The sequence below is a fragment of the Tolypothrix sp. PCC 7712 genome, assembly GCF_025860405.1.
GTDB lineage: Bacteria > Cyanobacteriota > Cyanobacteriia > Cyanobacteriales > Nostocaceae > Aulosira > Aulosira diplosiphon.
In genome coordinates this window covers 5,469,587-5,496,140 of sequence record NZ_CP063785.1, presented here as the reverse complement: position 1 = coordinate 5,496,140, position 26,554 = coordinate 5,469,587, and the positions used below count along the sequence as shown (strand labels likewise).

General features: G+C 40.1%; 24 protein-coding genes and 1 tRNA gene. 14 read left to right on the top strand and 11 right to left on the bottom strand.

The window, feature by feature from the left end; genetic code table 11:
* Positions 1–564 precede the first annotated feature (564 nt).
* Positions 565–2,859 (bottom strand): IMS domain-containing protein, encoded by a 2,295-nt coding sequence (locus HGR01_RS22630; protein ID WP_045874563.1) that lies wholly within the window; start codon positions 2,857–2,859, stop codon positions 565–567.
* A gap of 1,158 nt (positions 2,860–4,017) precedes the next feature.
* Here HGR01_RS22630 and pdhA point away from each other — a divergent pair.
* The 3 genes from pdhA to HGR01_RS22615 all read left to right on the top strand — a co-directional run bounded on the left by pdhA (position 4,018) and on the right by HGR01_RS22615 (position 6,176).
* Positions 4,018–5,055, top strand: a complete 1,038-nt coding sequence (gene pdhA, locus HGR01_RS22625) for a pyruvate dehydrogenase (acetyl-transferring) E1 component subunit alpha (RefSeq protein WP_045874564.1) — start codon at positions 4,018–4,020, stop codon at positions 5,053–5,055.
* A gap of 115 nt (positions 5,056–5,170) precedes the next feature.
* Positions 5,171–6,040 carry an aldose epimerase gene (locus tag HGR01_RS22620; protein ID WP_045874565.1) on the top strand — a complete coding sequence of 290 codons (870 nt, stop codon included), beginning with the start codon at positions 5,171–5,173 and terminating at the stop codon, positions 6,038–6,040.
* Between the two features lie 64 nt (positions 6,041–6,104).
* Positions 6,105–6,176, top strand: a tRNA-Lys gene (locus tag HGR01_RS22615).
* A gap of 385 nt (positions 6,177–6,561) precedes the next feature.
* Here HGR01_RS22615 and HGR01_RS22610 read toward each other — a convergent pair.
* Positions 6,562–6,945: a type II toxin-antitoxin system VapC family toxin gene (locus HGR01_RS22610; protein WP_045874566.1), complete on the bottom strand. Its 384-nt coding sequence runs from the start codon at positions 6,943–6,945 to the stop codon at positions 6,562–6,564.
* Positions 6,942–7,199, bottom strand: a complete 258-nt coding sequence (locus tag HGR01_RS22605) for a type II toxin-antitoxin system Phd/YefM family antitoxin (RefSeq protein ID WP_045874567.1) — start codon at positions 7,197–7,199, stop codon at positions 6,942–6,944. The genes HGR01_RS22610 and HGR01_RS22605 overlap by 4 nt, the downstream gene beginning before the upstream one ends.
* 197 nt (positions 7,200–7,396) lie before the next feature.
* On the opposite strand from HGR01_RS22605, the gene HGR01_RS22600 reads away from it, so the two are divergent.
* Both HGR01_RS22600 and fba read left to right on the top strand, forming a co-directional pair.
* Positions 7,397–8,083, top strand: coding sequence for a Uma2 family endonuclease (locus HGR01_RS22600; protein ID WP_045874568.1), 687 nt, complete (start codon positions 7,397–7,399; stop codon positions 8,081–8,083).
* 306 nt (positions 8,084–8,389) lie between these two features.
* Positions 8,390–9,469, top strand: a complete 1,080-nt coding sequence (gene fba, locus HGR01_RS22595; protein ID WP_045874569.1) for a class II fructose-bisphosphate aldolase — start codon at positions 8,390–8,392, stop codon at positions 9,467–9,469.
* A 268-nt stretch (positions 9,470–9,737) separates the two neighbouring features.
* Here the strand turns inward: fba and hisD are convergent, their stop codons facing one another.
* Positions 9,738–11,021 (bottom strand): histidinol dehydrogenase, encoded by a 1,284-nt coding sequence (hisD, locus tag HGR01_RS22590; protein WP_045874570.1) that lies wholly within the window; start codon positions 11,019–11,021, stop codon positions 9,738–9,740.
* A 126-nt stretch (positions 11,022–11,147) separates the two neighbouring features.
* On the opposite strand from hisD, the gene HGR01_RS22585 reads away from it, so the two are divergent.
* On the top strand, positions 11,148–11,741 hold the full coding sequence (locus HGR01_RS22585) for a macro domain-containing protein (protein ID WP_045874571.1): 594 nt from the start codon (positions 11,148–11,150) through the stop codon (positions 11,739–11,741).
* Between the two features lie 141 nt (positions 11,742–11,882).
* On the opposite strand, the gene HGR01_RS22580 is transcribed toward HGR01_RS22585, so the two are convergent.
* Entirely contained in the window at positions 11,883–12,179 is a 297-nt protein-coding gene (locus HGR01_RS22580; RefSeq protein ID WP_045874572.1) for an acylphosphatase, read from the bottom strand.
* 210 nt (positions 12,180–12,389) lie between these two features.
* Between HGR01_RS22580 and HGR01_RS22575 the strand changes: the two genes are divergently transcribed.
* The 3 genes from HGR01_RS22575 to HGR01_RS22565 all read left to right on the top strand — a co-directional run bounded on the left by HGR01_RS22575 (position 12,390) and on the right by HGR01_RS22565 (position 16,022).
* A complete protein-coding gene (locus HGR01_RS22575) occupies positions 12,390–12,773 on the top strand; it encodes a DUF1823 family protein (protein WP_045874573.1) in 384 nt (127 codons plus the stop codon).
* A gap of 292 nt (positions 12,774–13,065) precedes the next feature.
* Positions 13,066–14,721: an alpha-amylase family glycosyl hydrolase gene (locus HGR01_RS22570; protein ID WP_045874574.1), complete on the top strand. Its 1,656-nt coding sequence runs from the start codon at positions 13,066–13,068 to the stop codon at positions 14,719–14,721.
* 257 nt (positions 14,722–14,978) lie between these two features.
* The gene (locus tag HGR01_RS22565; protein WP_045874575.1) at positions 14,979–16,022 is read left to right on the top strand and encodes a 3-deoxy-7-phosphoheptulonate synthase; all 1,044 of its coding nucleotides are present in this window, start codon (positions 14,979–14,981) and stop codon (positions 16,020–16,022) included.
* 152 nt (positions 16,023–16,174) lie between these two features.
* Here HGR01_RS22565 and HGR01_RS22560 read toward each other — a convergent pair whose 3' ends face one another.
* Positions 16,175–18,085 carry an acetate--CoA ligase family protein gene (locus tag HGR01_RS22560; protein WP_045874576.1) on the bottom strand — a complete coding sequence of 637 codons (1,911 nt, stop codon included), beginning with the start codon at positions 18,083–18,085 and terminating at the stop codon, positions 16,175–16,177.
* A gap of 346 nt (positions 18,086–18,431) precedes the next feature.
* On the opposite strand from HGR01_RS22560, the gene HGR01_RS22555 reads away from it, so the two are divergent.
* The 3 genes from HGR01_RS22555 to HGR01_RS22545 all read left to right on the top strand — a co-directional run bounded on the left by HGR01_RS22555 (position 18,432) and on the right by HGR01_RS22545 (position 21,646).
* Entirely contained in the window at positions 18,432–18,635 is a 204-nt protein-coding gene (locus HGR01_RS22555) for a hypothetical protein (RefSeq protein ID WP_045874577.1), read from the top strand.
* Positions 18,636–18,944: 309 nt separating this feature from the next.
* A complete protein-coding gene (locus HGR01_RS22550) occupies positions 18,945–19,799 on the top strand; it encodes a cyanophycinase (protein WP_045874578.1) in 855 nt (284 codons plus the stop codon).
* 176 nt (positions 19,800–19,975) lie between these two features.
* Entirely contained in the window at positions 19,976–21,646 is a 1,671-nt protein-coding gene (locus HGR01_RS22545) for an alpha-amylase family glycosyl hydrolase (RefSeq protein WP_045874579.1), read from the top strand.
* On the opposite strand, the gene HGR01_RS22540 is transcribed toward HGR01_RS22545, so the two are convergent.
* The 5 genes from HGR01_RS22540 to HGR01_RS22520 all read right to left on the bottom strand — a co-directional run bounded on the left by HGR01_RS22540 (position 21,643) and on the right by HGR01_RS22520 (position 23,050).
* On the bottom strand, positions 21,643–22,014 hold the full coding sequence (locus HGR01_RS22540; protein ID WP_045874580.1) for a DUF5615 family PIN-like protein: 372 nt from the start codon (positions 22,012–22,014) through the stop codon (positions 21,643–21,645). The two genes, HGR01_RS22545 and HGR01_RS22540, sit on opposite strands and share 4 nt — an antisense overlap.
* Positions 22,011–22,241 carry a DUF433 domain-containing protein gene (locus HGR01_RS22535; RefSeq protein WP_045874581.1) on the bottom strand — a complete coding sequence of 77 codons (231 nt, stop codon included), beginning with the start codon at positions 22,239–22,241 and terminating at the stop codon, positions 22,011–22,013. Before HGR01_RS22535 ends, HGR01_RS22540 begins: the two co-directional genes overlap by 4 nt.
* A 26-nt stretch (positions 22,242–22,267) precedes the next feature.
* A complete protein-coding gene (locus HGR01_RS22530; protein ID WP_255325380.1) occupies positions 22,268–22,396 on the bottom strand; it encodes a hypothetical protein in 129 nt (42 codons plus the stop codon).
* Complete coding sequence (locus tag HGR01_RS22525) at positions 22,371–22,856, bottom strand: molybdenum cofactor biosynthesis protein MoaE (protein WP_045874582.1); 486 nt, start codon at positions 22,854–22,856, stop codon at positions 22,371–22,373. The genes HGR01_RS22530 and HGR01_RS22525 overlap by 26 nt, the downstream gene beginning before the upstream one ends.
* 71 nt (positions 22,857–22,927) lie before the next feature.
* Positions 22,928–23,050, bottom strand: coding sequence for a hypothetical protein (locus tag HGR01_RS22520; RefSeq protein ID WP_255325381.1), 123 nt, complete (start codon positions 23,048–23,050; stop codon positions 22,928–22,930).
* Positions 23,051–23,670: 620 nt separating this feature from the next.
* On the opposite strand from HGR01_RS22520, the gene HGR01_RS22515 reads away from it, so the two are divergent.
* Together HGR01_RS22515 and HGR01_RS22510 are read left to right on the top strand one after the other, a co-directional pair.
* Positions 23,671–26,124: a PAS domain S-box protein gene (locus HGR01_RS22515; protein ID WP_045874583.1), complete on the top strand. Its 2,454-nt coding sequence runs from the start codon at positions 23,671–23,673 to the stop codon at positions 26,122–26,124.
* A 13-nt stretch (positions 26,125–26,137) separates the two neighbouring features.
* Positions 26,138–26,521: a nuclear transport factor 2 family protein gene (locus tag HGR01_RS22510; RefSeq protein ID WP_045874584.1), complete on the top strand. Its 384-nt coding sequence runs from the start codon at positions 26,138–26,140 to the stop codon at positions 26,519–26,521.
* Positions 26,522–26,554: the final 33 nt, after the last annotated feature.

The following is a 26,554-nucleotide window of genomic DNA, read 5'->3' as shown; positions in this document are numbered from 1 at the left end:
AATGATTTCTCCGGGTTACAGAATGCTGAGTAACATTTCATCCAACTCCAGATGAATTTCTTATTCCTGACTTCTGGTATTGCCCAGTGTTGTAGTTTGTTAAATGGTTATTAAATTGAGAGTCACTCCCTTTCAATTCCTTCTCATGCCAAGATCAGCATCTTTTTGGGATCAAGTGGAGTTGTTGAATAAATATTAAGCAATAACCCTGGGTTGGGATCAAGGGGTCTGAAGACGCTTTTTCGGCTATTTGACGAATCTATAAGCCCTTTGGGGATCATAATGTCATGATTTCATAACATTAAGCCGATCGGGCTGAAGGCTAATCAACGGTAATATCAAGATTTCATGACATTAAAATTGGCACTAAAAAACTTTGTAGGGACACCAGTAATACTGGTGTCCCTACGACATATCTAGAAAGAGTGCTGAGTGCTGAAATCTTTAGCCTAAGTGCCTCTGTTTAGTTAAAGTACTTTTAATTTGTGTAGCCAGAGTGGGCTTTACAGCCTACTCCAGAAAATTTCTACTTATAGGGAACATACAACTTCAACATTCAACAGCTTAAAAGTTCAGAGTGATTTTATTGATAACTGACATACTTTGGATGCGCCAAATACCTTCTTGACGAACCAAGTTATATTTAACACGCAAAGTTTCGTCAGAAGCCTTCTTCAGTTGACCATGTTGATAGAACTGAGTGATTTCCTTGACTGTAGCTTCCACGGCTGTGCGATCGCTATCGTTATCAATTTTCTCTACAGATTCTACCTTGTGGCTATGCTCGTATTTCCGATAACGATTCTCAGATTTATCTTGCAGGGCAATTGAGCGCCATTGCAATAAAGATGAACCAGTAAGAATTTGTTGTAAATTATCAACCTCATGATTTGGCCCTAAAGCCGCAGCTTTGGTAGATAACCAACTCCCAATGATTTCCTCGGCTGTCGTAGTTGTTAAAGGCCCGTCTGGCGATTGTGGTTTGCTGTTGGGGTCAGGAATCTGGATAATAGGTTGATTAATTTCTATTGATAATTGTTCGCCTTCTAACCTTGGCGACGGATGAAACAGACTTCTGACAAATCCAAAGGTTGTGGAAACGATCAACCAAAAAACAACTATGACAATCAAAGAAACCAGCACAGTCCATACAAGGCGGGTTTTACCTTCTAGGGAGTTGGCAAAATTACGCCGTCTTTGCGGATAACGTTGTCGTGGTTCTAATGCACGTTCTCGGTTAGTATTTTGAGTTGGCTTGCGCCGCCTGCGCCCAGAAGTTTGCTCTGGTGGGGAAACTCTAGCAGCACCATTTAAGTTTTGCTGGGGTTCTTTAGCTGTGCGTTCGCCAGATGAAAACTGCGTTGCTGGCGCATCGGGTGTGCGATAGCTACCAGATATGGGGGTAGATGATCTCCATCTAGGGGTTTCTGGTAAATCTGGGTCAGGAGGTCTGCTATGACGGAATTGTCGAGAACTCCCAGGACTGTTGTTACGGTTCTGGGTATTGTTATTTGGTGGTGGCGATAAAGGTTGACGGTTAATTACAGCCGACTCATCAGTTGTTTCCGCATCCGAGGGCAGAACTTCTAAATAGGCTTGTACCTGTGGTTGAGCAAAGTAACTCTTTAAAGAAGCTGTCTGCTTGTTTAAATCTCGGAAGTGGGGAAACACTTCATGTTGTAACCACTGTTCTCCGTAGAGACACAACCCAGGTAACAAATCTGGAGAATCTTGAGATTTTTCGCGAATAAAAGCTAAAGCCTCGTATTCTTGGCTGAGTTCTAAAACGCGGGTGGCTTCTTCAGTTTGCCCAAGTAACAGCGCACAGAGTGATTGTTCTAAATGCACATCTTGGCGCTTACCCAAACGCATCAGCATTTGCTTGGCTTGGCGAATCAATGCTGGTTGACGTTGCACAAAACCCCGTGCTATCAAGGCATAAACAGCCAAATAGGTAGCAACAGCAGAAGGACGTTTGCTTTCTGCTTCAAATAACTTGTGCTGTTCTGCGACGGTTAAGTGGTTACGTAACTGCTGGATAAATCGCAAAAAGTCATCAATGTTCAGACCTGATTCATCATTACTATTGCCATCAATGCCACCGCGATCGTCTAGGATGTTTTGCAATAATTCCAGACCTTGGCGACGTTCAGCGACGTTGGTTTCTGGTAATGCTAGTAATTCCAGAATCCGATATGGTCGCAATTTATAAAGATCTGCTTGAATTTCCGCCTGGACGGTGGGAAATAACTCTTCGCGAGATAAAACTTCCAGACCAGTTTCTAAAGAATTGGCGGCGTTTTCGTAATGGCCTTGCTGCCATTGCTCCCGCCCCAATTCTAAGCAGGCTAAAGCAATGGTGAGTACCACATCAGGGCGATCGCTTTCTCTGGCTTCTGCGTCGGCTAAATTATTGGCTGTTTTGCCTTCTCCCCCATTATTTTTATGGACTAAATATGGCTTTCCTAATTTCAGTACTATTTCGTACTCGCCTAAGTCCTGCAAAATTAGTAAAGCACCAACTAACTCCTCCTGAGAAATTTCAATACTTAGACTTTGGTTGTCAATTGCACCATTTGTTTGTCCGGAGCGGTTTTCAACTGCTACGGACGTAGAAGCATTACCATCAGGGTCATAAGCATGGGCAAGATACAGCTGATCGTAACTGCTACGTTCTTTGGGATCTGATAAAACCACGTAAGCTTCTTCTATAAGTTGTTTGCGCGAAGAAATTGCTGCTTGAGAATACTCTCGTCGCGGCAACTGTACAATGCGATCGCTATATGCTTGCCGCAATTGTTCTTCACTTGCCGCTAACGGTAGTCCTAAAATTCGGTAGTAATCTAGCGGAATTCGCACAGCCTACTTCCCCTGCACCGCGATCAACATAATTCACTTAAAGCGTCCCAGGCATGTAAAACCGTGCCATAATAACACCGTGTTGACTTTACACCACAAGTGTATATTGCAACAACTTGTTTTGTATCCTCCCGAAATTTGAGTCATATTCTAGTACCTATATTTTGCCTTCGCCTAGAAAGGGTCAGCTTTTTGTTTTAATTCTTAGTATTTTGATTTTTTACCAGAGGCTATGAGCCTTGGATACTATAAACTACAAATTCCGCTTTTCTAATTAGTACAATAATTGTATTTTTTAAAACACTTTAATCTCCGTGTATTCTAGTAATTATTTTCTTAGTAAAACAAGCTAGCTTGATATATCCTACTTATATGGTAGATGTATCAATACTTATATACTCATACTTGTAGATGAGTATCAAGCAGGAGTCAGCAATCATAGCGATGCTAACTTACCCCAATTTTACGGTTGGCACCATAAAGACAACCGCTATATTTATAATTGACTTCTCAAATTTTGACTATTGCTGTCTTGTATCTTGAGGTATATTTAGGGTCTAGAAACCTTAAATTAACTCAGATAACATTGCTGATGATAATCTGTCAACACAGACGTGTTAATTTTTAGCAGCTACCAAATGTCCACTACAACAAAGCTGTTGCTGACTGAAACTTGCCTTGAAGGTAGACAAGGATCTTGTTTTGTGTTCACGTGAGTTAGTGTTAGATTTTTTTAAGAATTTCTCACTAACTACATCTAAAAATAGTACGGCAATAAAATCACCGCTTGGTAGATTTCCCTATTGATAGCTAGAGAAAGAAATCATATCATTCCTAGACCTGAATTACAATTATCTAACTAAGTATTTAGCTAGAGCAGGATTTAACAGCTTGATTTTTGCCAAATTGTTAATGGATATGCAGAAAGCAAGCTATCCTGATTGATAGCCTATAAAGGGGTGTGGATTTAACTCTTAGTACGGCTTTTGCTTTGATGGTAATAGCCGCCTAGTAAATGGGCCATAAAATTGAAAATCAAAAATTAAAAATCAAAAATCACTCATTTACAAATGTGATTTTTGGTACAAAAATTTTGATTGTTGACTCAGTTAAAAATCGTAAATTGCAGTTTGACGCGACAGGGATACTATACAAATAATGGTTCAAGAACGCACGTTACCCACCTTTAATGCCGCTAATGTCAAGATAACCAAAGAAGAAGGCTTGCGGTTATATGAGGACATGGTCTTAGGGCGCTTTTTTGAAGACAAATGCGCCGAAATGTACTATAGAGGCAAAATGTTTGGTTTTGTCCATTTGTACAACGGTCAAGAAGCCGTTTCCACTGGCGTGATTCAAGGGGCGATGCGACCTGGAGAAGATTATGTTTCCAGTACCTACCGCGATCACGTCCACGCTTTAAGTGCGGGAGTTCCAGCCAGAGAAGTCATGGCAGAGTTATTTGGCAAATCCACAGGTTGTAGCAAAGGCCGTGGTGGTTCCATGCATATGTTCTCTGCAGAACATCGCTTACTAGGTGGTTATGCTTTCGTGGCTGAAGGTATCCCTGTAGCAGCTGGTGCAGCTTTTCAAAGCAAATACCGCCGCGAGGTATTAGGCGATCAAAGTGCTGACCAAGTTACAGCTTGCTTTTTTGGCGATGGTGCTGCTAATAACGGTCAGTTCTTTGAAACCCTCAATATGGCAGCTTTATGGAAACTGCCAATTCTATTTGTGATCGAAAATAACAAGTGGGCAATTGGTATGGCTCACGATCGCGCTACTTCTGACCCAGAAATTTACAAAAAAGCTAGTGCCTTTAACATGGCGGGTGTAGAAGTAGATGGTATGGATGTGCTAGCTGTGCGTGCTGTTGCCCAAGAAGCTGTCGCCCGTGCCCGTGCTGGAGAAGGCCCGACTGTAATTGAAGCATTAACTTACCGTTTCCGCGGTCACTCCCTAGCAGATCCAGACGAACTACGCAGCAAAGCTGAGAAAGAATTCTGGTTTGCCCGCGATCCAATTAAGAAGCTAGCAGCTTATTTAGTTGAACACAATTTGTCAGATCAAGAAGAACTCAAAGGCATCGATCGCAAAATTCAGGGTGTCATCGACGATGCGGTGAAATTCGCCGAAAGTAGCCCCGAACCAGATCCTAGCGAGTTATATCGCTTTGTGTTTGCAGAAGACGAGTAAGTTGGGGATTGGGGACAAGGGACTGGGGACTTGGGACTGGGGAAAAGGAGGAAATCAATGCCCTATGCCCCATGCCCCATGCCCCATGCCCAATTAGCAATGAGGAGTAAATATTGTGTTTTCTATAGCGATTCAACAGCAGCAATACAAAACCTATATTCTTTCTGATGAAAGCGCAGGTTCCCAACTGGAAGTTGTGCCAGAACGGGGCGGGATTATTACCCGTTGGCGCATTCAAGGAGAAGAAATCCTTTATTTAGATGCGGAAAGGTTTGCCAATCCTGATTTAAGTGTTAGGGGTGGAATTCCGATTTTGTTTCCTATCTGCGGTAACTTGCCTGATAATACTTACACCGTAGATGGTAAAAATTATTCCCTGAAACAGCATGGCTTTGCCCGTGATTTACCTTGGCAAGTGACTGACCAAGTAACCCACGATCAAGCTAGCCTAACTATAGTTCTCAACAGCAACGAGCAAACAAAAGCTGTTTATCCTTTTGATTTTCAGCTAGTTTTTACCTACGAACTGCAAGGCAATACTTTAGAGATTAAGCAACAGTATCAAAATTTGTCATCGACTCCATTACCTTTTTCTATGGGTTTCCATCCCTACTTTCAGTTAGGTGACAAAAATCAATTAGAGTTTGCCATTCCCTCTGGTGAATATCAAAATCAAAAAACTAAAGAAATTTATCAATTTCATGGTAATTTTGATTTTAGTCAGGATGAAATTGACGTTGCCTTTAAGGAACTCACCAGTCAATCTGCCTCTGTGGTTGACAACAGCAGAAAGCTCAGTGTCTCCCTAGAGTACGGCAATGAATATCCCATCTTGGTATTTTGGACGCTAAAAGGTAAAGAATTCTATTGTTTAGAGCCTTGGAGTGCGCCTCGTAATTCCCTGAATACTGGCGAGCATCTGATTTTGTTAGCCCCAGGTGAGAGTTACCAAGCATCTGTACGCCTAACGGCAAATTTCTTCTAGAAACCCCTTTACAAATCTACAGATGTTTGTGCTATAATTGCAAAGTTGCGATACACAACTTAACGGGTCGCTAACTCAACGGTAGAGTACTCGGCTTTTAACCGATTAGTTCCGGGTTCGAATCCCGGGCGACCCATATAAAAGGAAACAACGCTCGCCTCGACTTGAAAGCTGAAGCGAGTTTTATTTTTAGGGCGAAATTGCGAGTACGTCTTCGCTTGGTTTGTAATTACTTATTTTGTGGATAAGTCCTGAGTGCGATCGCTGTTTTTGGAAAATGCTCACCATGTAGAATAGGCGATCGCATAAGCATAAATTTTGTAGTTTGCAAATAAAAAACAATTGGCAACTAGTATTTGAGGATTCAATTGAATTGATTCTATGTGAAGTTGCGCTATATTCGCCTTCATCCTCAAGGCTGGAGTTACACAAACAAAGCCCACCTCTGTGGGCTTTATTAAGCTTTTCTTCATCCAGAAACAGTATTAGTCAAATTTAATGCATCTAAACCAGAAAATAGATTACCATTCTACCTGGACTGAATAATTAGCAAAAATAGCATCACAACTAATCATCACAGCATTTTCTATATTAGTTTGAGCAATAAGTAACCTATCAAAAGGATCTTTATGATAAAGGGGTAAATTATCTAAAGCTAAAATATGATCAATATTAATTGGTAATATTTCAATATGATTATTTTGTTGACTAGCAATAATTTCTCTTAAAGCTTTATTTAATGTGAGTTTACCTAACTGGTGTTTAATTTGAATTTCCCAGAGACTGACAACACTCAATAACCTGATGTTATCTTTATCCGTTAGTAAATCTAATGCTTTTTGAGAAAGTTTTGCAGGGTCACTATCCCACCAAATAAACGTATGTGTATCTAACAGTAGCTTCATGGATTTTGTAACCAAAATTCATCTGGTAAAGGTTGATCGAAATCATCACTCATTACCATTGCGCCTAAATTTAATCCAGGCTGGGGAAGTTTTTCTGATACAAAGATAATTTTTTCAGGAGAATTAAGTATAGTTAATTTAGCAACAGGAGTATTACCTTTAGTGATGACTATTTCTTGATCATCTCGCATCAAAGACAGTAACTCGCTGACAGTTATTTGTAATTGATTAATATCAAATATTTTGCTTTGCATAGATTTTTATTTAAATAATTTATATCTGATTATAGTCTAATTTCCTGCAAAATTAGAAATTAGAAGGTATTCTGTTATCAAGATTAATTAATTTGAATTGAGATTGCCTAAATAAAGTAAATGCGATCGCACTCTCCCTAAAATAAATTTTCGCAGTTCGGTAGGATAGGCTTAGGCTAACCCAAATATTAGACGTTATGGTGAAAACACCTGCACAACATCAGGCAATTCCCTTTTTGGAAAATGGCGACAAACTTACCCGCTATGAATTTGAGCGTCGCTACAACGCCATGTTCAATTTGAAAAAAGCCGAATTAATTGAGGGAATTGTCTATATTATGCCTGCTGCTTTGCCTTTTAGAAGTCATAGTCAACCTCATGGCTGGATTCTTACATGGCTTGGTACTTATGAAGCAGCTACGCCTGGTGTAGCTTTGGGGGTTGAACCAACAGTGCGTCTAGATTTGGATAATGAACCTCAACCAGATGCAGTTCTGCTGATCAATCCAGAAGCAGGAGGCCAAGCAAAGCTGAGTGAAGATGATTATATTGAAGGCGCACCAGAGTTAATTGTCGAAATTGCTGCTAGTAGCGCAGCTATTGACCTTCATGCTAAAAAACAAGCTTATCGCCGTAATGGTGTAAAAGAATATATTGTTTGGCAAGTTCTAGAGCAAAAATTGAGTTGGTTTTGTTTAGAACAGGGTGAATATCTGGAATTAGTACCTGATGAGCGTGGAATTCTGCGAAGTCGAGTCTTCCCAGGATTGTGGTTAGCAGTAGCAGAAGTATTAGCAGGGAATATGCAATCTGTCTTAGCTGTTTTACAAACAGGCTTGCAATCTGCTGAACACGCAGCATTTACCCAGCAATTAGCACCTTAAGTGAGTGGCAGAGCTAGAAAAACCTTAGCATAGGCAGTTATAGGAATCGGCTGTGGTTGATCGTATTGGATACAAGACTACCAAAGCCTCAAACTGTAGCGTAGCAGACTGTACAGTCTGCTATTGCGAATATGGGGCACATTTATGAGTTGTAGCGTAAACTTTTTCAACATAAACACTCATCAATAGTTATAATTTCCTATATGTTGAAAAAACTCTTAAGATTAGCGTAACAATTACATTAATAGTAAATAATTACGCTTCTCTCACCCCGACTAGCTGACAACCACATTAGGAGGACTATCTATGGCGCTTGTACCCTTACGGCTGTTGTTGGATCACGCGGCTGAAAACGGTTACGGCATCCCAGCTTTCAATGTTAATAACTTGGAACAAATTCAGGCGATCCTGAAGGCTGCTGTAGAGACAGATAGCCCTGTAATTCTTCAAGCTTCTCGTGGCGCTCGTAACTATGCAGGAGAAAACTTCCTCCGCCATTTGATTTTGGCTGCTGTAGAAACCTATCCTCAAATTCCCATTGTCATGCACCAAGATCATGGCAATGCTCCTTCTACCTGCTACTCAGCAATTAAGAACAACTTCACCAGCGTCATGATGGATGGTTCGCTGGAAGCTGATGCTAAAACACCTGCAAGCTTCGAGTATAACGTCCGTGTTACCAGCGAAGTAGTGAATGTAGCTCATTCTCTAGGTGTCAGCGTTGAAGGCGAACTCGGTTGCTTAGGTTCTCTAGAAACTGGTGCGGGTGAAGCTGAAGATGGTCATGGTTTTGAAGGTACACTGGATCACTCCCAATTGCTGACCGATCCCGACGAAGCTGTTAGCTTTGTAGAGCAAACCAAAGTAGATGCTTTGGCAGTTGCTATTGGTACTAGCCACGGTGCTTACAAGTTTACCCGTAAGCCAACTGGCGAAATTTTGGCAATCAGCCGCATTGAAGAAATTCACCGCCGTTTGCCCAACACTCACTTGGTAATGCATGGTTCCTCCTCAGTACCTGAAGATTTAATTGCTCTGATTAACCAGTATGGTGGTGCAATTCCTGAAACCTACGGCGTACCTGTAGAAGAAATTCAAAAAGGTATCAAGAGCGGTGTACGTAAGGTAAACATTGACACCGACAACCGTTTGGCAATTACTGCTGCGGTACGTGAAGCTTTAGCAAAAAACCCCAAGGAATTTGACCCCCGTCACTTCCTCAAGCCTTCTATTGTCTATATGCAGAAGGTTTGTGCAGAACGCTATCAGCAATTTGGTACCGCTGGTAACGCTAGCAAGATTAAGCAAATTTCTTTGGAAGATTTTGCGGCTAAGTACGCTAAAGGCGAACTCAACGTTGTTACTAAGTCAGCTGCTAAAGTCTAATTTGGTTGAACAATCATTAGGAGCATAGCAGGGCTTTGCTCCTATCAGTCTGGAAATTGTGATTTTAAGAGACATGAACCGGGTAGCGTGTAGTTACCTGGTTTTTTTGTTTGGGTTTGGTAATGGGTAATGAGTTATGAGTAATGGGTAATGGGTAATTGGGGTTTGTCAGTTGTCATTTGGTATTTTCTACCTCATCCCCCTCATCTCCCTCATCTCCCTCATCTCCCTCATCTCCCTCATCTCCCTCATCCCCAGTACCCAATCCCTAATCCCGCAACCGTATAGCTACACTACCGCCGTGGGCTGGTAAGCCTTCTGCTTGTGCTAGGGTGACTGCGGCTGGGCCGATTTGCTGTAGTGCTTGTTGATTGCATTCCAGGTAGGTAATGCGTTTTAAGAAGTCGTAAACGCTTAAGCCGGAAGCAAAACGGGCGGAACGAGAAGTTGGGAGTACATGGTTTGGCCCGCCTAAATAATCGCCAATGGCTTCTGGTGTATAGCGTCCTAAAAATAGGCTACCAGCACATTTGATTTCGCTAGCTAGTAATTGAGGATTATCGATACACAATTCTATGTGTTCTGGTGCTAGCTGGTTGATGAGGGGAATACTTTCGGCTAAATCGTTGACAATAATTACAGCCCCATGTTTTTCCCAACTGGCGGTGGCTACTGATTTGGTAGCTAGGTGATTTAAAACTTGCTCAACTGATGCGATCGCATTTTGGGCGAATTCTGCTGAGTCGGTAATTAAAATAGATTGGGCGCTAGGATCATGTTCTGCTTGCGATAGTAAATCCCAAGCTATCCATTCGGGATTATTTTTGTCATCTGCAACAACAAGAATTTCAGAAGGGCCAGCAATACTGTCAATTCCCACTGTGCCAAATACTTGGCGTTTGGCTTCGGCAACATAGGCATTACCAGGCCCAACAATTTTATCAACAGGGGCAATAGTTTTAGTACCGTATGCTAGAGCTGCGATCGCTTGTGCCCCACCAATACCATATATTTCTGTGACACCAGCAATTTTAGCGGCTGCGAGTACTGCGGGATTAATCTCACCGCGAGGCATTGGCACTGTCATCACAATCCGATCCACACCAGCAATTTTGGCGGGTAGGGCATTCATTAATACCGAACTAGGATAACTAGCACGTCCGCCAGGTACATAAATTCCCACCTTTGACAGTGCTACCCAATTTAATCCCAGCCTGACACCAACTGTATCGGTATAGCCGATATCTTGGGGTAGTTGTTTTTCGTGAAATGCGGCAATTCTCTCTGCTGCCAATTCTAAGGCTGCTGTCACATCCTTGGGACATTGGGCTGCAAGTTCGGCAATAAATGTCTCACTTAGACGCAAAGACTCAGGATGATAATGGTCAAAGCGGCTAGTATAGTCATGGACTGCCGCATCACCACGCACTTTGACATCAGCCAGAATCTCTCTTACTGTCCCGCTAACATCAACAGTTGCTTCCCGGCGATCATTTACAAGTGCTTTAAATTTGGTAGAAAAATCTTTGTCGGTTGTTTGAAGTAGCTGCATGGACAGTATCTTTAATGCCCCAAGGTCAACAATCAATTGGGTCTAACAATCACATTTTATCCCAATTCCCGTCGCCAAAGGTTTAATTGTGGGTCTACAATAAGTATTCAAGCGGAGGAATAAAGCTTGAAATTGGTATTAGTAGCGCCAAATTCATTATTAGCAGCAGCATTTCAAGAACATTTTAACTATTTACCTAATGTTGAAATAGTCAATGACTACTTTGAGTGGTTGCCTAATTTTGACTGTTTAGTTAGTCCTGCTAACTCTTTTGGCATGATGGATGGTGGTATGGATGCTGCCATTATCAAATTTTTTGGTAGTTCTTTGATGACAACGGTACAGCAACGTATACTTGCAGATTATTTGGGTGAACAGCCAGTAGGAACGTCAATGATTGTGGAAACTGGTCATCTTCAGCATCCGTTCCTAGCACATACACCGACAATGCGAGTTCCTATGTCTATTATGGGGACTGACATTCCTTATATAGCCATGTGGGCTATGCTTTTAGCTGTGCGCCACCACAACCAACATGCTCAGTACAAGATTAATACGATTGCTTGTCCTGGTTTGGGTACAGGTATTGGTAGAGTACCATATAATGAGGCTGCTAGATTAATGGCATTAGCCTATGACCATTTTCTGTATCCTCCCAAGCATCTCAACTGCTTTGTTGCTGCTTCACGACAACTTTTGATCTGGGAGGGAAGAAGTTAAGGTGATACTGCTCGGTTAAGGATTTTCAACTCGGAATTTGGCTTGGGGAAAAGGGGAAAGGGTAAGGGTTAAAGGTTTTTTCTTGTCCCTTTTCCCCTTCCCCTTTTGCCCTTAACCGACAAGTATTGGAAGTTAAGGTGATCAACGTCTAACTTCAAATCCCAGCAAACCTTCCGGTTCTTCGTAGTCAACTGCAACATTTTTGACAATAGCTGCTGGAGGGCCACTATGACACCAGCGCACCATCTCTTCTACCACTTCTTGCACCCCTTCAAAAACTGCTTCCACTCGACTATCGGGAAGATTTCGCACCCAGCCAGTTAATCCCAACTGACTTGCTGTATCTACTGTAGCGTAGCGATAGCCAACCCCTTGGACGCGACCAGAAACGAAAACATGGGCACGGATGAGTTTTGACAGTGGAGTAGAATTTTGCATTGACTGGTCAATATTTGACAATTTCTAATCTACCGAATTTTGGCTGATGACTTTATTCCAAAATGTAGACAGGCTGAAAATCATCACTAGATTTGGCAGTTTATTGGATTATATAGTGATAAAGTGCTTTGCACTAAGAGTGCGATCGCATTCTTGATTCGCCACAATTACCAATTATTCAACGCGTCAACTTGGAAGTTCAACTCGCTTATGTCTAATTTGCCACCACTCAACACAGATACTATTTGGGCAATCCTCAACGAAACCATTGATGATGCAACAGTCAACCAATTGGTATGGCATTGCTTAGGTTATCGCTACAACTCATCAACTGGAGAATGGGACAATAGCGAAGTTGCAGCAGAATGGCGGGATGAGTACCCACAACCACCAGATTTCATTGATAGTCGCCCCGCTACAGTCAAATTGACTCGTTCTATACCGAAAGAAAACAAACAAATTCTTAAAGAAAAGTTGGGTTTTAAAGGTTACAAAATTGGTGAATTTGGCCCTCGGCAAACTCGTAGGGCTACTGCTGCAAATTGGTTATATAGTTATATGAATCCTGTTAGCAGCAATTTAGAGTCGGTTTAACAAGAGTCAAAAGTCAAGGGTCAAAAGTCTAAATTTTTGGAATTTTGAGTAGAGATGCGAATAATCGCGTCTTTTTGACTCTTGACTACCTCTGTCAAAAAATATAATTATTTCCTAAATATTCAAATAATCAATTTCAAACTAATATTCAATTTAATATGCAATAAATATTCAATTTACTCCCACAGATAGAGGAAATCATGAGTTAATTATTTCCCCTGGGCGATTGGCTAAATATAGGTGGAGATCAGAAAATACATTTACCAACATTTTCTACTCCTGATGCAATTATATGGCGAAAATTGAATTTAATCTGTTTGCACCTTATAACAAGGGAGCAGCATTAATCGGTTCTTTTTCTAATTGGGAAGATATTCCAATGGAAAAAGGTGAAGATGGTTATTTCCGCACTTCTGTTGAATTAGAAGATGGCGTTTATCAATATAAATTCCGTGTCCAATCAAATTCATGGTTTCTAGAACCAGAACAATGGGTTGATGTTACAGACCCTTATGCAACTGATATTGATGAATTAAGTGGTCAAGATAACGGTATCGTCAAAATTAAAGATGGTGAAAGAATTGTTGATACCTATGTTTGGCAACATGATGATCAACATTTGCCTGCTGACCATGAATTAGTCATATATGAATTACATGTTGGTGACTTTTCCGGTGGAGAAGATGATCCCTATGCGCGCGGAAAGTACAAACATGTTGTTGAAAAATTAGATTATCTGTGTGAATTAGGAATTAACGCTATTGAGTTGATGCCAGTTAAAGAATATCCTGGTGATTATAGTTGGGGTTATAATCCTCGTCATTTCTTTGCACCAGAATCTAGTTATGGTGCTACAGAGGGATTAAAAAAATTAATTGATGAATGCCATGCTAGGGGTATGCGCGTGATTATGGATGGTATCTATAACCATTCAGAAGCTTCCAGTCCATTAACTCAAATTGACCACGATTATTGGTATCACCATGCGCCTCGCGACCCTGATAATAGTTGGGGGCCTGAGTTTAACTATGAACATTATGATGAAAATTTAGAAACTTACCCCGCCCGCAAATTTACTGGTGATACAGTAAGATATTGGATTGAAGAATATCATATAGATGGTATTCGCTATGATGCAGCGCGCCAAATTGCTAACTACGATTTTATGCATTGGATTGTGCAGGAAGCGAAGAACGCTGCTGGTTCCAAACCTTTTTATAATATTGCCGAACACATTCCTGAAACTACCAGCATTACCAACGTTGATGGCCCTATGGATGGTTGCTGGCATGATAGTTTTTATCATACTGTGACTGCACATATTTATGGCGAAACCTTTGATTTAGAAAACCTCAAAGACGTAATTGATTGTAAGCGTCAAGGTTTTATGGGTGCTACCAATGTGGTAAATTATCTAACTAACCACGACCATAACCACCTGATGGTGGACTTAGGCGATCGCAATATTTTTGATGAGGAAGCATTTAGAAGAGTTAAATTAGGAGTTGCTATCCTATTTACTGCTGTTGGTGTGCCTTTAATTTGGATGGGTGAAGAGTTTGGTGAGTATAAACCCAAACAACCAGAATCAGCTAAAATCGATTGGACGCTATTAGGTAATGAACTAAATTCTAGTTTGTTTGATTACTATAAGGGCCTAGTTAATCTGCGTAAAAATAGCCATGCACTCTACACAGAAAATATCGATTTTATTCACGAAAATCCAGAAGCCAAAGTGCTAGCTTACAGCCGTTGGAATGACGAAGGTTCCCGTGTAGTAGTTGTGGCAAATTTCTCCGAAAACTTCCTCTCTGGTTATCATGTTCCTAATTTCCCCAATGGTGGTACATGGCACGAGTGGACAGCTAATTATGATGTGGAAGCTGGCGACGATGGTATCATCACCGATATCGGCCCCTATGAAGCTAAAGTATTTGTTTGGCAGTAATTGATTACACTGGTACTGAGAAAACGCTCCAAATCCTAATGAAAGGGGGGAAATATTGCCCCCCTTTTTCTTTAGCTTGATCACCTGAGTTATGAGGAGGTTTTATTAGGTCTAATAAAATACACTTGAGTCAAAAATTAGTCAGCTATAAGCCTTGGTAATTTGAGCGTTCTATGATATTTTGGTGTATTTTTTGACTATAAATGTGTATAATTTTTAAGTCTCAATTTAGTAGCATAAATCACAATTTCCGCTCCATGCACCATATATTATTCAACGCCAACATTGAGAACTCTCACGTCTTACTAACTCCTAACGAAGTAAAATCAAAATTACCATTAACTAAATCAGCCGAAGAAACTGTTTTGAAATATCGCGAAGAACTAGAACAAATTCTAGATTTTCAAGACAGAAGAAAATTTATAGTTGTGGGGCCTTGTTCGATTCATGACCCCAAAGCAGCACTAGAATATTCGCAACGATTAAAAAATTTAGCAGAGAAAGTTAAAGATAAACTATTACTAGTAATGCGGGTTTACTTTGAAAAACCCAGAACCACAGTAGGATGGAAAGGATTAATCAACGATCCCGAAATGGATGATTCTTTTCATGTAGAAAATGGTTTATTAATTGCGCGAGAATTGCTGCTACAAATTGCCGAATTAGGGTTACCAGCAGCGACAGAAGCACTTGACCCAATCATCCCTCAATATATCAGTGAACTTATAGCTTGGTCTGCTATTGGCGCACGCACCACTGAATCACAAACTCACCGAGAAATGGCAAGTGGACTTTCCATGCCTGTAGGGTTTAAAAACGGTACAGATGGTAATATCCAAGTAGCTTTAAATGCCTTACAATCTGCGAGAATGCCTCACAATTTCCTCGGAATTAATCAAGATGGACAGGTGAGTGTATTTCAAACTAGAGGTAATGCATACGGACACGTGATTTTAAGAGGTGGAAATCAACCTAACTTTGATGCAGCCAGTGTCAAAACCGTAGAAGAAAAATTGAAAGAGGCAAAATTACCACCCAGAATTGTGATTGACTGTAGTCATGGTAATACGAATAAAGATTACAGATTACAATCTGCGGTTTTAGAAGATGTGATTCAACAAGTAGTTGATGGCAATACTTCAATTGTCGGTATGATGCTGGAATCGAATTTATTTGAAGGTAGTCAATCAGTCAATTGCCAGAAATCAGAATTAAAATATGGTGTTTCTGTAACAGATAAATGCATTGGCTGGGAGGAAACAGAAAAAGTTATTTTAGCAGCCTATGACAAGCTGAAATAGTAATTAATCTAGTGGACTGACAAGACTAAATAGTGCATGAAAAAACTCTTGTGGGATGGGTGTCTCACCCGTCCGGGGCGGACAAGATGTCCACCCCACAAGAAAAATTATTGCAACATTTTAGCCTGGTCACGCCACTACATTGATGAAACTTACAAAATTGTGCCGACTTCTTTCAAATAAACCCTTGTAAATGGTTCATCCTCGCCTAAACTGTAATCTTCAATTAACCCTTTACGGCTAATTGAAATATTGTCTCCTTTTCTAATTACTACAGTCGAGCCTTCTAAGACATCTCGCGCTAACATCATTTCAGTCTCGTTGGGGTTATCAAGAACAACTATGTTACTACCTTGATAAAACATTCCATCCTCTTCTAAAATCTCATCTCCATATTCAGCAATGAGTAAATCGAGTTTGGGATTACGTAACAAGCTTTGAAGATTGCTGTTGTAATTTTTGCTTAAAATCTTTCTCGACCGATTCACAAACAGCCCATCACGGCAAACAGCACCCACTGTCCAATCAGGATGTTGCAAAAGAATATGGTCTATCGTTTCTTGCAACTCTTGAACTGATATTTTGTTAAAGGTAATAATTGGGATTCTTGCTTCTGCACCTGACTCAAAAAATGTTCCTAAAATATGAGAAGGTACATCCACACTATCACCAACTGCCGGATTTAAATGCATCAAAATACCAGGTGCAGCGTTGATTTCTAAGATAGCAAAATTACCATCCTTCCAAGATTCCGAGAGGCTTTTGGTAATTACATCAATACCCAGACAAGTTAAGCGGAAGTGTTGGGCAATATCCTGTGCCAAAATAATGTTGTCATGGTGAACGGTATGTGTGGCATTAATACTCATACCGCCAGCCGAGAGATTTGCTACTTTGCGAAGATAAACAGTGCGGTCTTTTTCCAACACACTATCTAATGTTAAACGCTGTTCTCTTAAGTACAATTCCATTGCTTCATCACGCTGGATTTTACTCATAGGAGAAGTGGGTGTATCCCAGCGTGCAGGTTTGCGGTTTTCTTCGCGAATTAACTCATCAATAGTGGAGTAACCATCACCAACAACTGAAGCAGGACGGCGTTCCGTAGCGGCGACAAATTTGCCGTTTACGCATAGCAAGCGAAAATCTGCGCCGGATATGCTTTTCTCTACAATGATCCTTGTAGATTGTTCTTCAGGAATCGCCGCCAGCGCCCTACTATAGGCAGATTCTAGTTCTTCCGAGTCTTGAACTTCGGCTGTCACACCAATTCCTTTGTGTCCGACTACAGGCTTCACTGCGACTGGATAGCCAATTTCTCTAGCTACTGCTAAAGCGTCCTTTTCAGTAGTGACAATATCACCTTCCGGTACAGGGAAGCCCAAGGTTTTTAAGAAAGCCTTACAATCGTCTTTGCGAGTAGTAAAGTCAGAATCTATATGGCTATCGCAGTCAAAAGTTGTGGCTATACCACGAATATGTTTTTTACCATAGCCATACTGCGTCAATCCTTCTTCCCAGAGATAAAAAGTGGGAATAGCTTTTTCGTAAGCTGTTCGCAATAAGGCGTAAACTGTAGGGCCACCGTAGACAGATTGTCTAAATCTATTTTGTAAACGTGCTAACTCATCCTCAAACAGGAAATCTGCATCTCGGTTGATAGCCTCAAACCAATCCCAAACAAAGTAGACTACCCCTCTAGTTGTGCGTTCATGTAGAGATTGGATAGCGATATACACAGAATTGGAATTTGGTTGCACATTCCACCGGGTGAGGTGCAAACCCATCTCCAGCTTGCCTACTTCCGATAGAGTTTTGGCAAACAGATGGGCATAGGATTCATATTCTTGATTGGCTAAAGTTGGATAGCGATCGCTAATAATTGAAACTAAGTCCTCAATGGGTAGAGGTTTTCTATACTCGGTTAGCACAAAGTTGAATACTAGCGCCCCTACTTCTAAATAGGGATTAGGGCCCTGGTAATGCTTGAACTTGAAAATATCGAATACGTCGGTTTTTCTGGCATTGATGCGGACTGCATCGGTGCTTTTTTCTTGAAGCATTGATAATAAACCTCTAGCTAAACACCCTGAAGTCCGGACGCTGACTTGCGTTTACCCAGACCTATCGATGGTCAATTGATTCTTGTGTATTGCTGGGAAGCGATCGCTTAACGACTGTTCAGAGTATAAAACTCAACCCTTACTGGCACAGCCTAACTCTACTGCAAGACTTTTTCAGCTATCCCAGGGTATAATCACAATTTTTCAATTTTTATTACTCAGTATGGAGTATACAGCGAATATTTTTACTTTAAGTTCTCTGTCATCAAAAATATAACCTTTGAAAGGTGCAAATTACTTTTTAATTTTATATATCTAGAATACGGATCGTCATAGACAGCAAAGTATGAACAATACACAAATTTCCTTAAGAAATGAAGTTCGGCAACTTGCTGATGAAGCTTTTCACCAAAAGCTAATTTCTGGTCATGGAGATGGCCCAGACAGCAACGAATATCAAATTGTCTACCAGGGTAAACCTCGACATCTCCCACTAGAACAAGCACGTCTTTTTTTAGTTAACTTACTTTATCGCAGCCGCCTGTATTAGATAACTCTGGATAGAGAAATCAAGTTTCATTTTTTCGTGCAATTCTTAGCAATTAACAAATACTCTGATGTTACTTAAATTCAAATAAGAAAATGATTTTTTAGCCTCTAGAACTAGTATCTAGAGGCTGATATATATTGTTTGCAATATAAAAATATCCTCGTATTTATTTGGAGTATAAAATATTTACAATTGAGACTATTTAAGCTTGTCAATAATTTTAATTTATTAATCTACCAAATGGATGATTTGATATCTGTAATTGTCATGCTTTATTGAAAATACTTACATAAAATTTTAGGTGAGATCATGGTGACGACCGATATTAAACGGCAGTTGGTAATTATTGGTGGTGCTGAAGATAAAGAAGGGGATTGCCAAATCCTGCGCGAGTTTCTACGGCGAGCTGGAGGTACAAAAGCTCATATTGTCATTATGACAGCAGCAACAGAACTGCCTAGAGAAGTTGGAGAAAATTATATTAGAGTTTTTGAACGCTTAGGAGCAGAAAAAGTTCGGATAGTTGATACAGAAACTCGCGAAGATGCATCTTCATCAACAGCTTTACAAGCAATTAATGATGCCACCGGGATATTTTTTACTGGAGGCGACCAAGCGCGCATCACTGGCATTCTTAAGGATACTGAAATTGATAAAGCTATTCACAATAGACTTGCTGAAGGTGTTGTGATAGCAGGTACAAGTGCTGGCGCAGCAGTAATGCCTGATAAAATGATTGTAGAAGGTGATTCCGAAACAAATCCGCGAATTGAAATTGTGGATATGGGGCCGGGAATGGGCTTTTTACCAGGGGTAGTCATCGACCAACATTTTTCACAACGTGGTCGTTTGGGACGTTTAATTTCTGCTTTGTTACAAGAACCCGCTGACTTAGGATTTGGTATTGACGAAAATACTGCTATGGTAGTTACCGATCACCAAATTGAAGTAATTGGTGAAGGTGCGGTGACAATTGTTGATGAATCAGAAGCCACACACAACAATATTGACGAAATTTTGAAGGATGAACCGTTGGCAATTTTCGGAGCCAAATTACATATTCTTCCACATGGCTATAAATTTGACATAAAAACTCGCCAGCCTATTTTACAAAACGCCTCAATTGCAGATGCATCAGTACCAGTTGGTTCAGCAAATAGCTAACTTTTATAAGATGCCGATGAATTAACTAGAGAATAAATATCCTTTAGTAATGTTTATCTTCTATAAATCCCCCAACTATCTTGAAGAAGCAGAAACAGCATCCTGATTCTCAAGCAGTTAGGGGATTAATTACATGGTTTTTGGGGTCGTTTTTAAACATCTTCTGAGGTGACAAAATGTCTGCTGTAATTGAATTTAAATTGTTCGCGCCCCGTAACAATCAAGCCTCATTAATAGGTTCTTTTTCTGATTGGCAAGAAATGCCAATGAAAAAAGGCGAAGATGGTTATTTTTATACTCAATTAAACTTAGAAGATGGTATTTATCAATATAAGTTTCGCGTCCAAACCAAAAGCCCCAATTTTTCCCCCGATGAATGGGTAGAAGTAATTGACCCCTACGCTACTGATGTTGATGAGCAACAAAAAGTAGGCATAGTACAAATTAAAGATGGTAAACCTATAGTAGATACTTACATTTGGCAACATGATGATATTCCTCTGCCAGAAAATCAGGAATTAGTCATATATGAAATGCATGTTGCTGATTTTACTGGAGGTGAAGTTGATAGTGACAAAAGAGGAAAATACTTAAATGCTATTGAAAAGCTAGATTATCTGCGTGATTTAGGCATCAATGCAGTTGAATTAATGCCTGTGAATGAGTATCCAGGCGATTATAGCTGGGGCTATAAAGTCCGGCATTTTTTTGCCACAGAATCTAGCTATGGCTCAACAGCAGATTTAAAACTGTTCATTGATGAGTGTCATAGTAGAGGTATTCGGGTTTTCATGGATGGAATTTATAACCATACGGATGAAGAATGCCCGTTAATGCTGATAGATAGAAACTACTGGTACTACGAATATATGCATTATCCAGAAGACCCGGATAATTATTGGGGGCCAGAGTTTAACTATGATAACTATAATGAAAAATTAGACGTTAAACCTGCTTGGAAATACGTTGGAGATGTGGTGCGTTTTTGGGTTCAAGAATATCACATTGATGGCATTCGTTTTGATGCCGTGCGCCAATTAGCTAACTTTGAATTTCTGCACTGGCTGGCTCAACAAGCAAAAAAGAATACTGCACCTAAGCCATTTTATAATATTGCAGAACATATTCCCGATACCAGCAAAGTCACAACACCAGAGGGGCCACTTGATGCTTGCTGGCACGAAAGTTTTCACTATTTTATAGTTCCCCATGTTTGTAGTGAAAAATTTGAGTTAGATCATCTCAAGCAAGTTTTAGATCCCAAACAGCAGGGTTATAAAACTGGTAGAAATGTCATAAATTATTTATCAACTCACGATCGCGATCGTTTATTCAGAGAATTAGGTAACCGAGGTATCTTTGGGGAAGCTGCATTTACAAGGGCTAAATTAGCGGCGGCGCTGTTAATGACAGCAAAGGGTATACCGATGCTATGGATGGGTGAAGAGTTTGGCGAACACAAGAAAAAAAGCGAAAGTGTAACTCAACCTAAGAAAATAGCCTGGCCTTTGTTAGAAAATGCGGAAAATCGTGATTTATGGCACTATTACCAACAACTCATTGCCCTACGGAAACATAATTTAGCCCTGCAAAGTGACAATATAGAATTTTTCTATGAAGATGCAGACGCAAAACTTCTAGCATACTTCCGTTGGCATGAGCAAGGTTCTCAAGTTGTGGTTGTGGTAAATTTCCATGAGCAGAAGCTGACTAACTATTGCATTCCCAAATTCCCAAACGCTGAAAATTGGCAAGATTACTTTAGCCACAGTGAGGTAGAAGTAGGTCAAGATGGTTTAGTTACAGATCTAGAACCCTACACAGCTAAGATATATGTTTTTCACTAGTTGTCTTGAATTGGTAAAATTCTTACCTTTGCTTTTGCTTCATCCACTGTTACCAAAGCACCCATTGCTAGTTCTTGCTGAAATTGACGCAAGGCATTGATAACTAAATTACCTAACTTAGCTGGTAGGATGTCTTGCGATCGCACTTGAATGACACTGGGTGCATCAGCTTGAGTCATTGCCAGCAGTGTACCAAAATCTAAGTCATGAGTGAAAACAATGTAGTCGTTTGTTAATGCCCATGCCATGATTTCTTTATCTGTAGCACTGGGATTACCAATTGTTGACCAGTGGACAGCTTCAAAACCCGCACTTTCTAGGACTGGAACCCAGTCAGGAGAAAGATTCATATCAATTAAAATCTTCATGCAGAAGCAAGGGGTACTTCAATTTCTTCTACCCGCCATGCAGCATAAGCTAAAGCTTCATAGATATCCTCGCGTTCTAGGTATGGGTAGGCGTTGAGAATATCTTCTGGGGTATTTCCTGCTGCCATTAAACCGACAATTGTACCTACAGTAACACGCATACCTCGAATGCAAGGTTTGCCACCCATGATTTCTGGGTTAAATGTGATTCGTTTTAGTGGCTTCATGTGTAGGTTATAAGTTTTATTTTTAATTATTCCACTTGTCTATTTCTGCTGCTATGTCCTCCTAACGCCGCCGAATTTTCTGCCTGTTCCCTAGACGAAACACGGGCATAGACGATAACTTCCGGAATTTTAACAATTTTGTCCTGGCTGTTCACAAGCTCCTATACTCACCCAACTGCTGGAACCATCTTGCCAGTGTTCTTTCTTCCAAACAGGCGCATTGTGCTTGAGAGTATCAATAGCATAACGGCAAGCTTCAAAAGCTTCACTGCGATGAGGACAACCCACCGCTACTAAAACACTGATTTCGCCAACTTGCAAACGGCCGATGCGATGATGAATGACTACCCGCTTGACATCAGGCCATAGAGAGCGAATCTCTGCGGCAATTTGGGAAAATACTAGCAATGCCATTGGTTCATAAGCTTGATATTCTAAGCTAATTACTGGTTTCCCATCAGTTTGATTGCGAACCATACCACTCATTACTACCACTGCACCATTTGCAGGATCGTCAGCTTTGGCGTAGATTTCTTCTAAAGATAAAGGCGCAAGGGTAATAGCAAAGCTATCTTCGGCTCTTGGTTTAACGCGAAAGTTCAGTGTATTTGTCACAACAAAGTTTATGTAACTGAAACCCAATATAGCAATCCTATCTGGTTTGGGGAATTACAGGGCAAAGATACTCAAATCTCTTGGACAAGCCCTGTATCTTCTGGTTCAGGACGATTGAGGATTGCTAAAGTCATATGGAAGTTAAAAATTGTAATCTTACGTAAAATTACGTCAATCTTCAGTTCTGTAGTCATCCATCTTAAGGCAGATCACTATAATTAAAAGTGACAAAGTTATTAGCTAGCTTTTTCGGACATCCCATAGTTTGCGAGTGCATTGGTATTAAGTATCAGCAAGGCTGAGTTAATCGGCAAGTAATTATTAATTGGTTACCAATTAGCAAATGTACTTAATAAGGCTTACGCAAGTGTCACAAAAAATTCAAGTTTTTGTTTGAAGACAACCGCTCTATCCCTAATGTTGAGGACTAAAGTCCTGACTAGGGAATTAAATAAGATGCTAGTTGTGTAAGCTATGATTTACATGGCTTTTGAAAGCAGACTGCATAGAAAGTAGCATTAAATCTTCCTGGTTTGATGAATTGCAATAATCATGAGTCACAGCAGTTATTCAAATATCTGGCTACAGATTGTTGTCTGTGGCGACACTGTAATGTGTCACCCTGAAGGGATTTCCAAAAGATATCCAATTTGATGCGAAAAGAAGCAGTTCTGATGAAACAAGTTTCACAAGCCTTGCATAAAAGTCGGAATAGGATTTGCACTCAGCACTTTCAAGTTAGTGGGATCAGCACAAACTAATCCCCAATCCCTAGCTTCCAATCCCTATTTTCAACAAGATTAGGCAGAATTTAATGAAATATTCAGTGTATTCCCCAGAAGTAGCAAGGCTTGAGGCTCTTTATCAGTATCAAATTTTGGACACAAAACCAGAGCCAACATTTGATGATTTAGTATTCTTAGCCGCGCAGATTTGTGATACACCGATCGCTGTAATTAATTTAGTAGATGCTGATCGTCAATGGTTTAAAGCCAAAGTGGGATTGGATTTTGAGCAATTACCTAGATATTTAGGGTTTTGTCCAATTTGTGTAGCACAGTGTGATGTTTTGATTATTCCTGATACCTTGGCAGATGCAAAGTTTGCTAATTCAGAAATTGTCACTGGCGAACCTTATGTAAGATTTTATGCTGGTGTTCCTTTGCTCGCACCAGGAGGACAAGCGATTGGGACTTTATGTGTAGTAGATCGCATTCCCCATGAAATAACCCAGAAACAAATAGAATCGCTACAAGCTTTAAGTCGCTTAGTTATTAGACAACTAGAGATCCGGAAAAATCCACAATTAGCTTACCTGGTTGACGGTATTAAAGAGAAGCAAGCAGCATTGCGCGATCGCCAGCAAGCTGAAGCCGAATTACGCTGGAAAGAGGCGCTTTTACGCTCTATGACTAGTGTTTCGCCCCTAGCCTTTTATGTGGTAGATAACCGTACTGATAATATACTTTATTTTAACCAGCAGTTTTGCGAGATTTGGGGCATTCAACACCTAGAAACGCAAATGGCAACGGGAAAATTGCAAAATCAGGATATTATTCCCGATTGTGCCAAATTAATCTTAGATATTCCCGCATTTGCAGCTTCATGTCAACCTTTGCAAAGCGAAGAATACCGTGCTGTGGTCGAAGATGAGATTAAATTTAACGATGGACGTACTATTAGACGCTTCTCTACCCAAGTACGCGATCGCAATGATCAATATTTTGGACGTTTATATATTTTTGAAGATATTACCAGCCGCAAACAGGTAGAACAACAAATTCGCGAACAAGCAGCATTGCTGGATATTTCCACGGATGCGATCGTCTTACGGGATTTATCTAATAATATTTTGTTATGGAATAAAAGTGCTGAACAGCTTTACGGTTGGCAGACAGAGGAAGCTATTGGTAAAAATGCTTGTCAACTGTTTGATAATGAACCTTTATTACAATATCAAGAAATCTGTCAAACTGTGTTATCAACAGGCTCTTGGCAAGGGGAATTACAAAAAACTAGCAAATCAGGCAGAGAAATTATTGTGGAAAGTTGCTGGATGCTAGTCTTAGACGAGCATTCTCAACCCAAATCAATTTTAATTGTTGACACCGATATTACCCATAAAAAGCAACTAGAAAAGCAATTTTTCCGCGCTCAACGTATGGAAAGTATTGGCACTCTTGCTAGTGGTATTGCTCATGATTTAAATAATGTTTTGTCACCAATTTTGATGTCGGTACATTTCCTCAAAAATAAACTACCCGATCGCCAAAGTTCGCAAATGCTCTCGATAGTGGAAAATAATGTCAAACGTGGTGCTAACTTAGTTAAGCAAGTACTATCTTTCGCACGCGGAATTGAAGGCGATCGCCAAGTTATCCAGTTGCGAAATATTTTATTAGAAGTCAACGAAATTATCCAAGAAACTTTTCCTAAATCAATTACATTCTCTACAGAAATAACGGCTGAATTATCACCTGTTTATGGTGATAGTACACAAATACATCAAGTATTAATTAATTTATGCCTTAATGCTCGTGATGCTATGCCCAGTGGTGGCAATATTACTATTTCAGCAGCAAATATTTACATTGATGAAAACTATGCCAGAATGAATCTTGATGCTCAAGTTGGGTATTACATAGTTCTGAAAGTTGCGGATACAGGATGTGGTATTCCGAGCGAAGTATTAGATAGAATTTTTGAACCATTTTTTACCACCAAAGAATTTGGTAAAGGAACTGGTTTAGGTTTATCAACTGTGATGGGAATTATTAAAGGACATGGTGGTTTTATTACTGTATCAAGTTGCATAGATCAAGGTACAGAATTTCAAGTATATTTACCAGCCGTACATACAAGTGCAACACAGATATTAGAAGATAGTAAAATTGAGCATGGCAGAGGAGAATGGATTTTAATTGTAGATGATGAGGCGGCAATTCGTGATGTAACAGCAACATCTTTAGAAAGCCATAATTATCAAATTATTGCAGCTCGTGATGGCATTGAAGCAATAGCACTTTATGCCCAAAATCCAGATAAAATTAAAGCGGCAATTATTGATATGATGATGCCAAATATGGATGGAGCCACTACCATTCGTACATTACAAACAATGAATCCAAAATTACCGATTATTGCTGTCAGCGGCATAGATACACGCGAAAAATCACCTATCAATCAAACAGTTCCCAAGGCAGCATTTTTACCTAAACCTTATACAGTACAGGAATTGTTGAAAACCCTACATTTAGTTTTGAATTAATTAGCTATTTTTTATGACATCTGATGAAATTTTAGCAGTCAACACAGCTTTTTATCGAGCTTTTGAAAAAAAAGATATTGAAGCTATGAGTTTAGTCTGGTCACAAGGAACAGGTAGTACTTGTATTCATCCAGGACGCAATGCGTTGCGTGGCTGGAAGGAAGTTAAATATTCTTGGGAGCAGATATTTAAAAATACAGCTTATATAGAAGTTAATTTAGATATCATCTCTACTGAAGTAACTGACAATATTGCTTATGTGATTTTGAGAGAAAATATCCTCCAAGTATTTCGGGGTCAAAGACTAGAAGCACAGTCAATCGCCACAAATATATTTCAATTACTAGGTGGTAAATGGTATTTAATTCATCATCACGGTAGCCCTATCATGCGTTAAGTACTGATACCAATTCAAATAATATTTGCGACA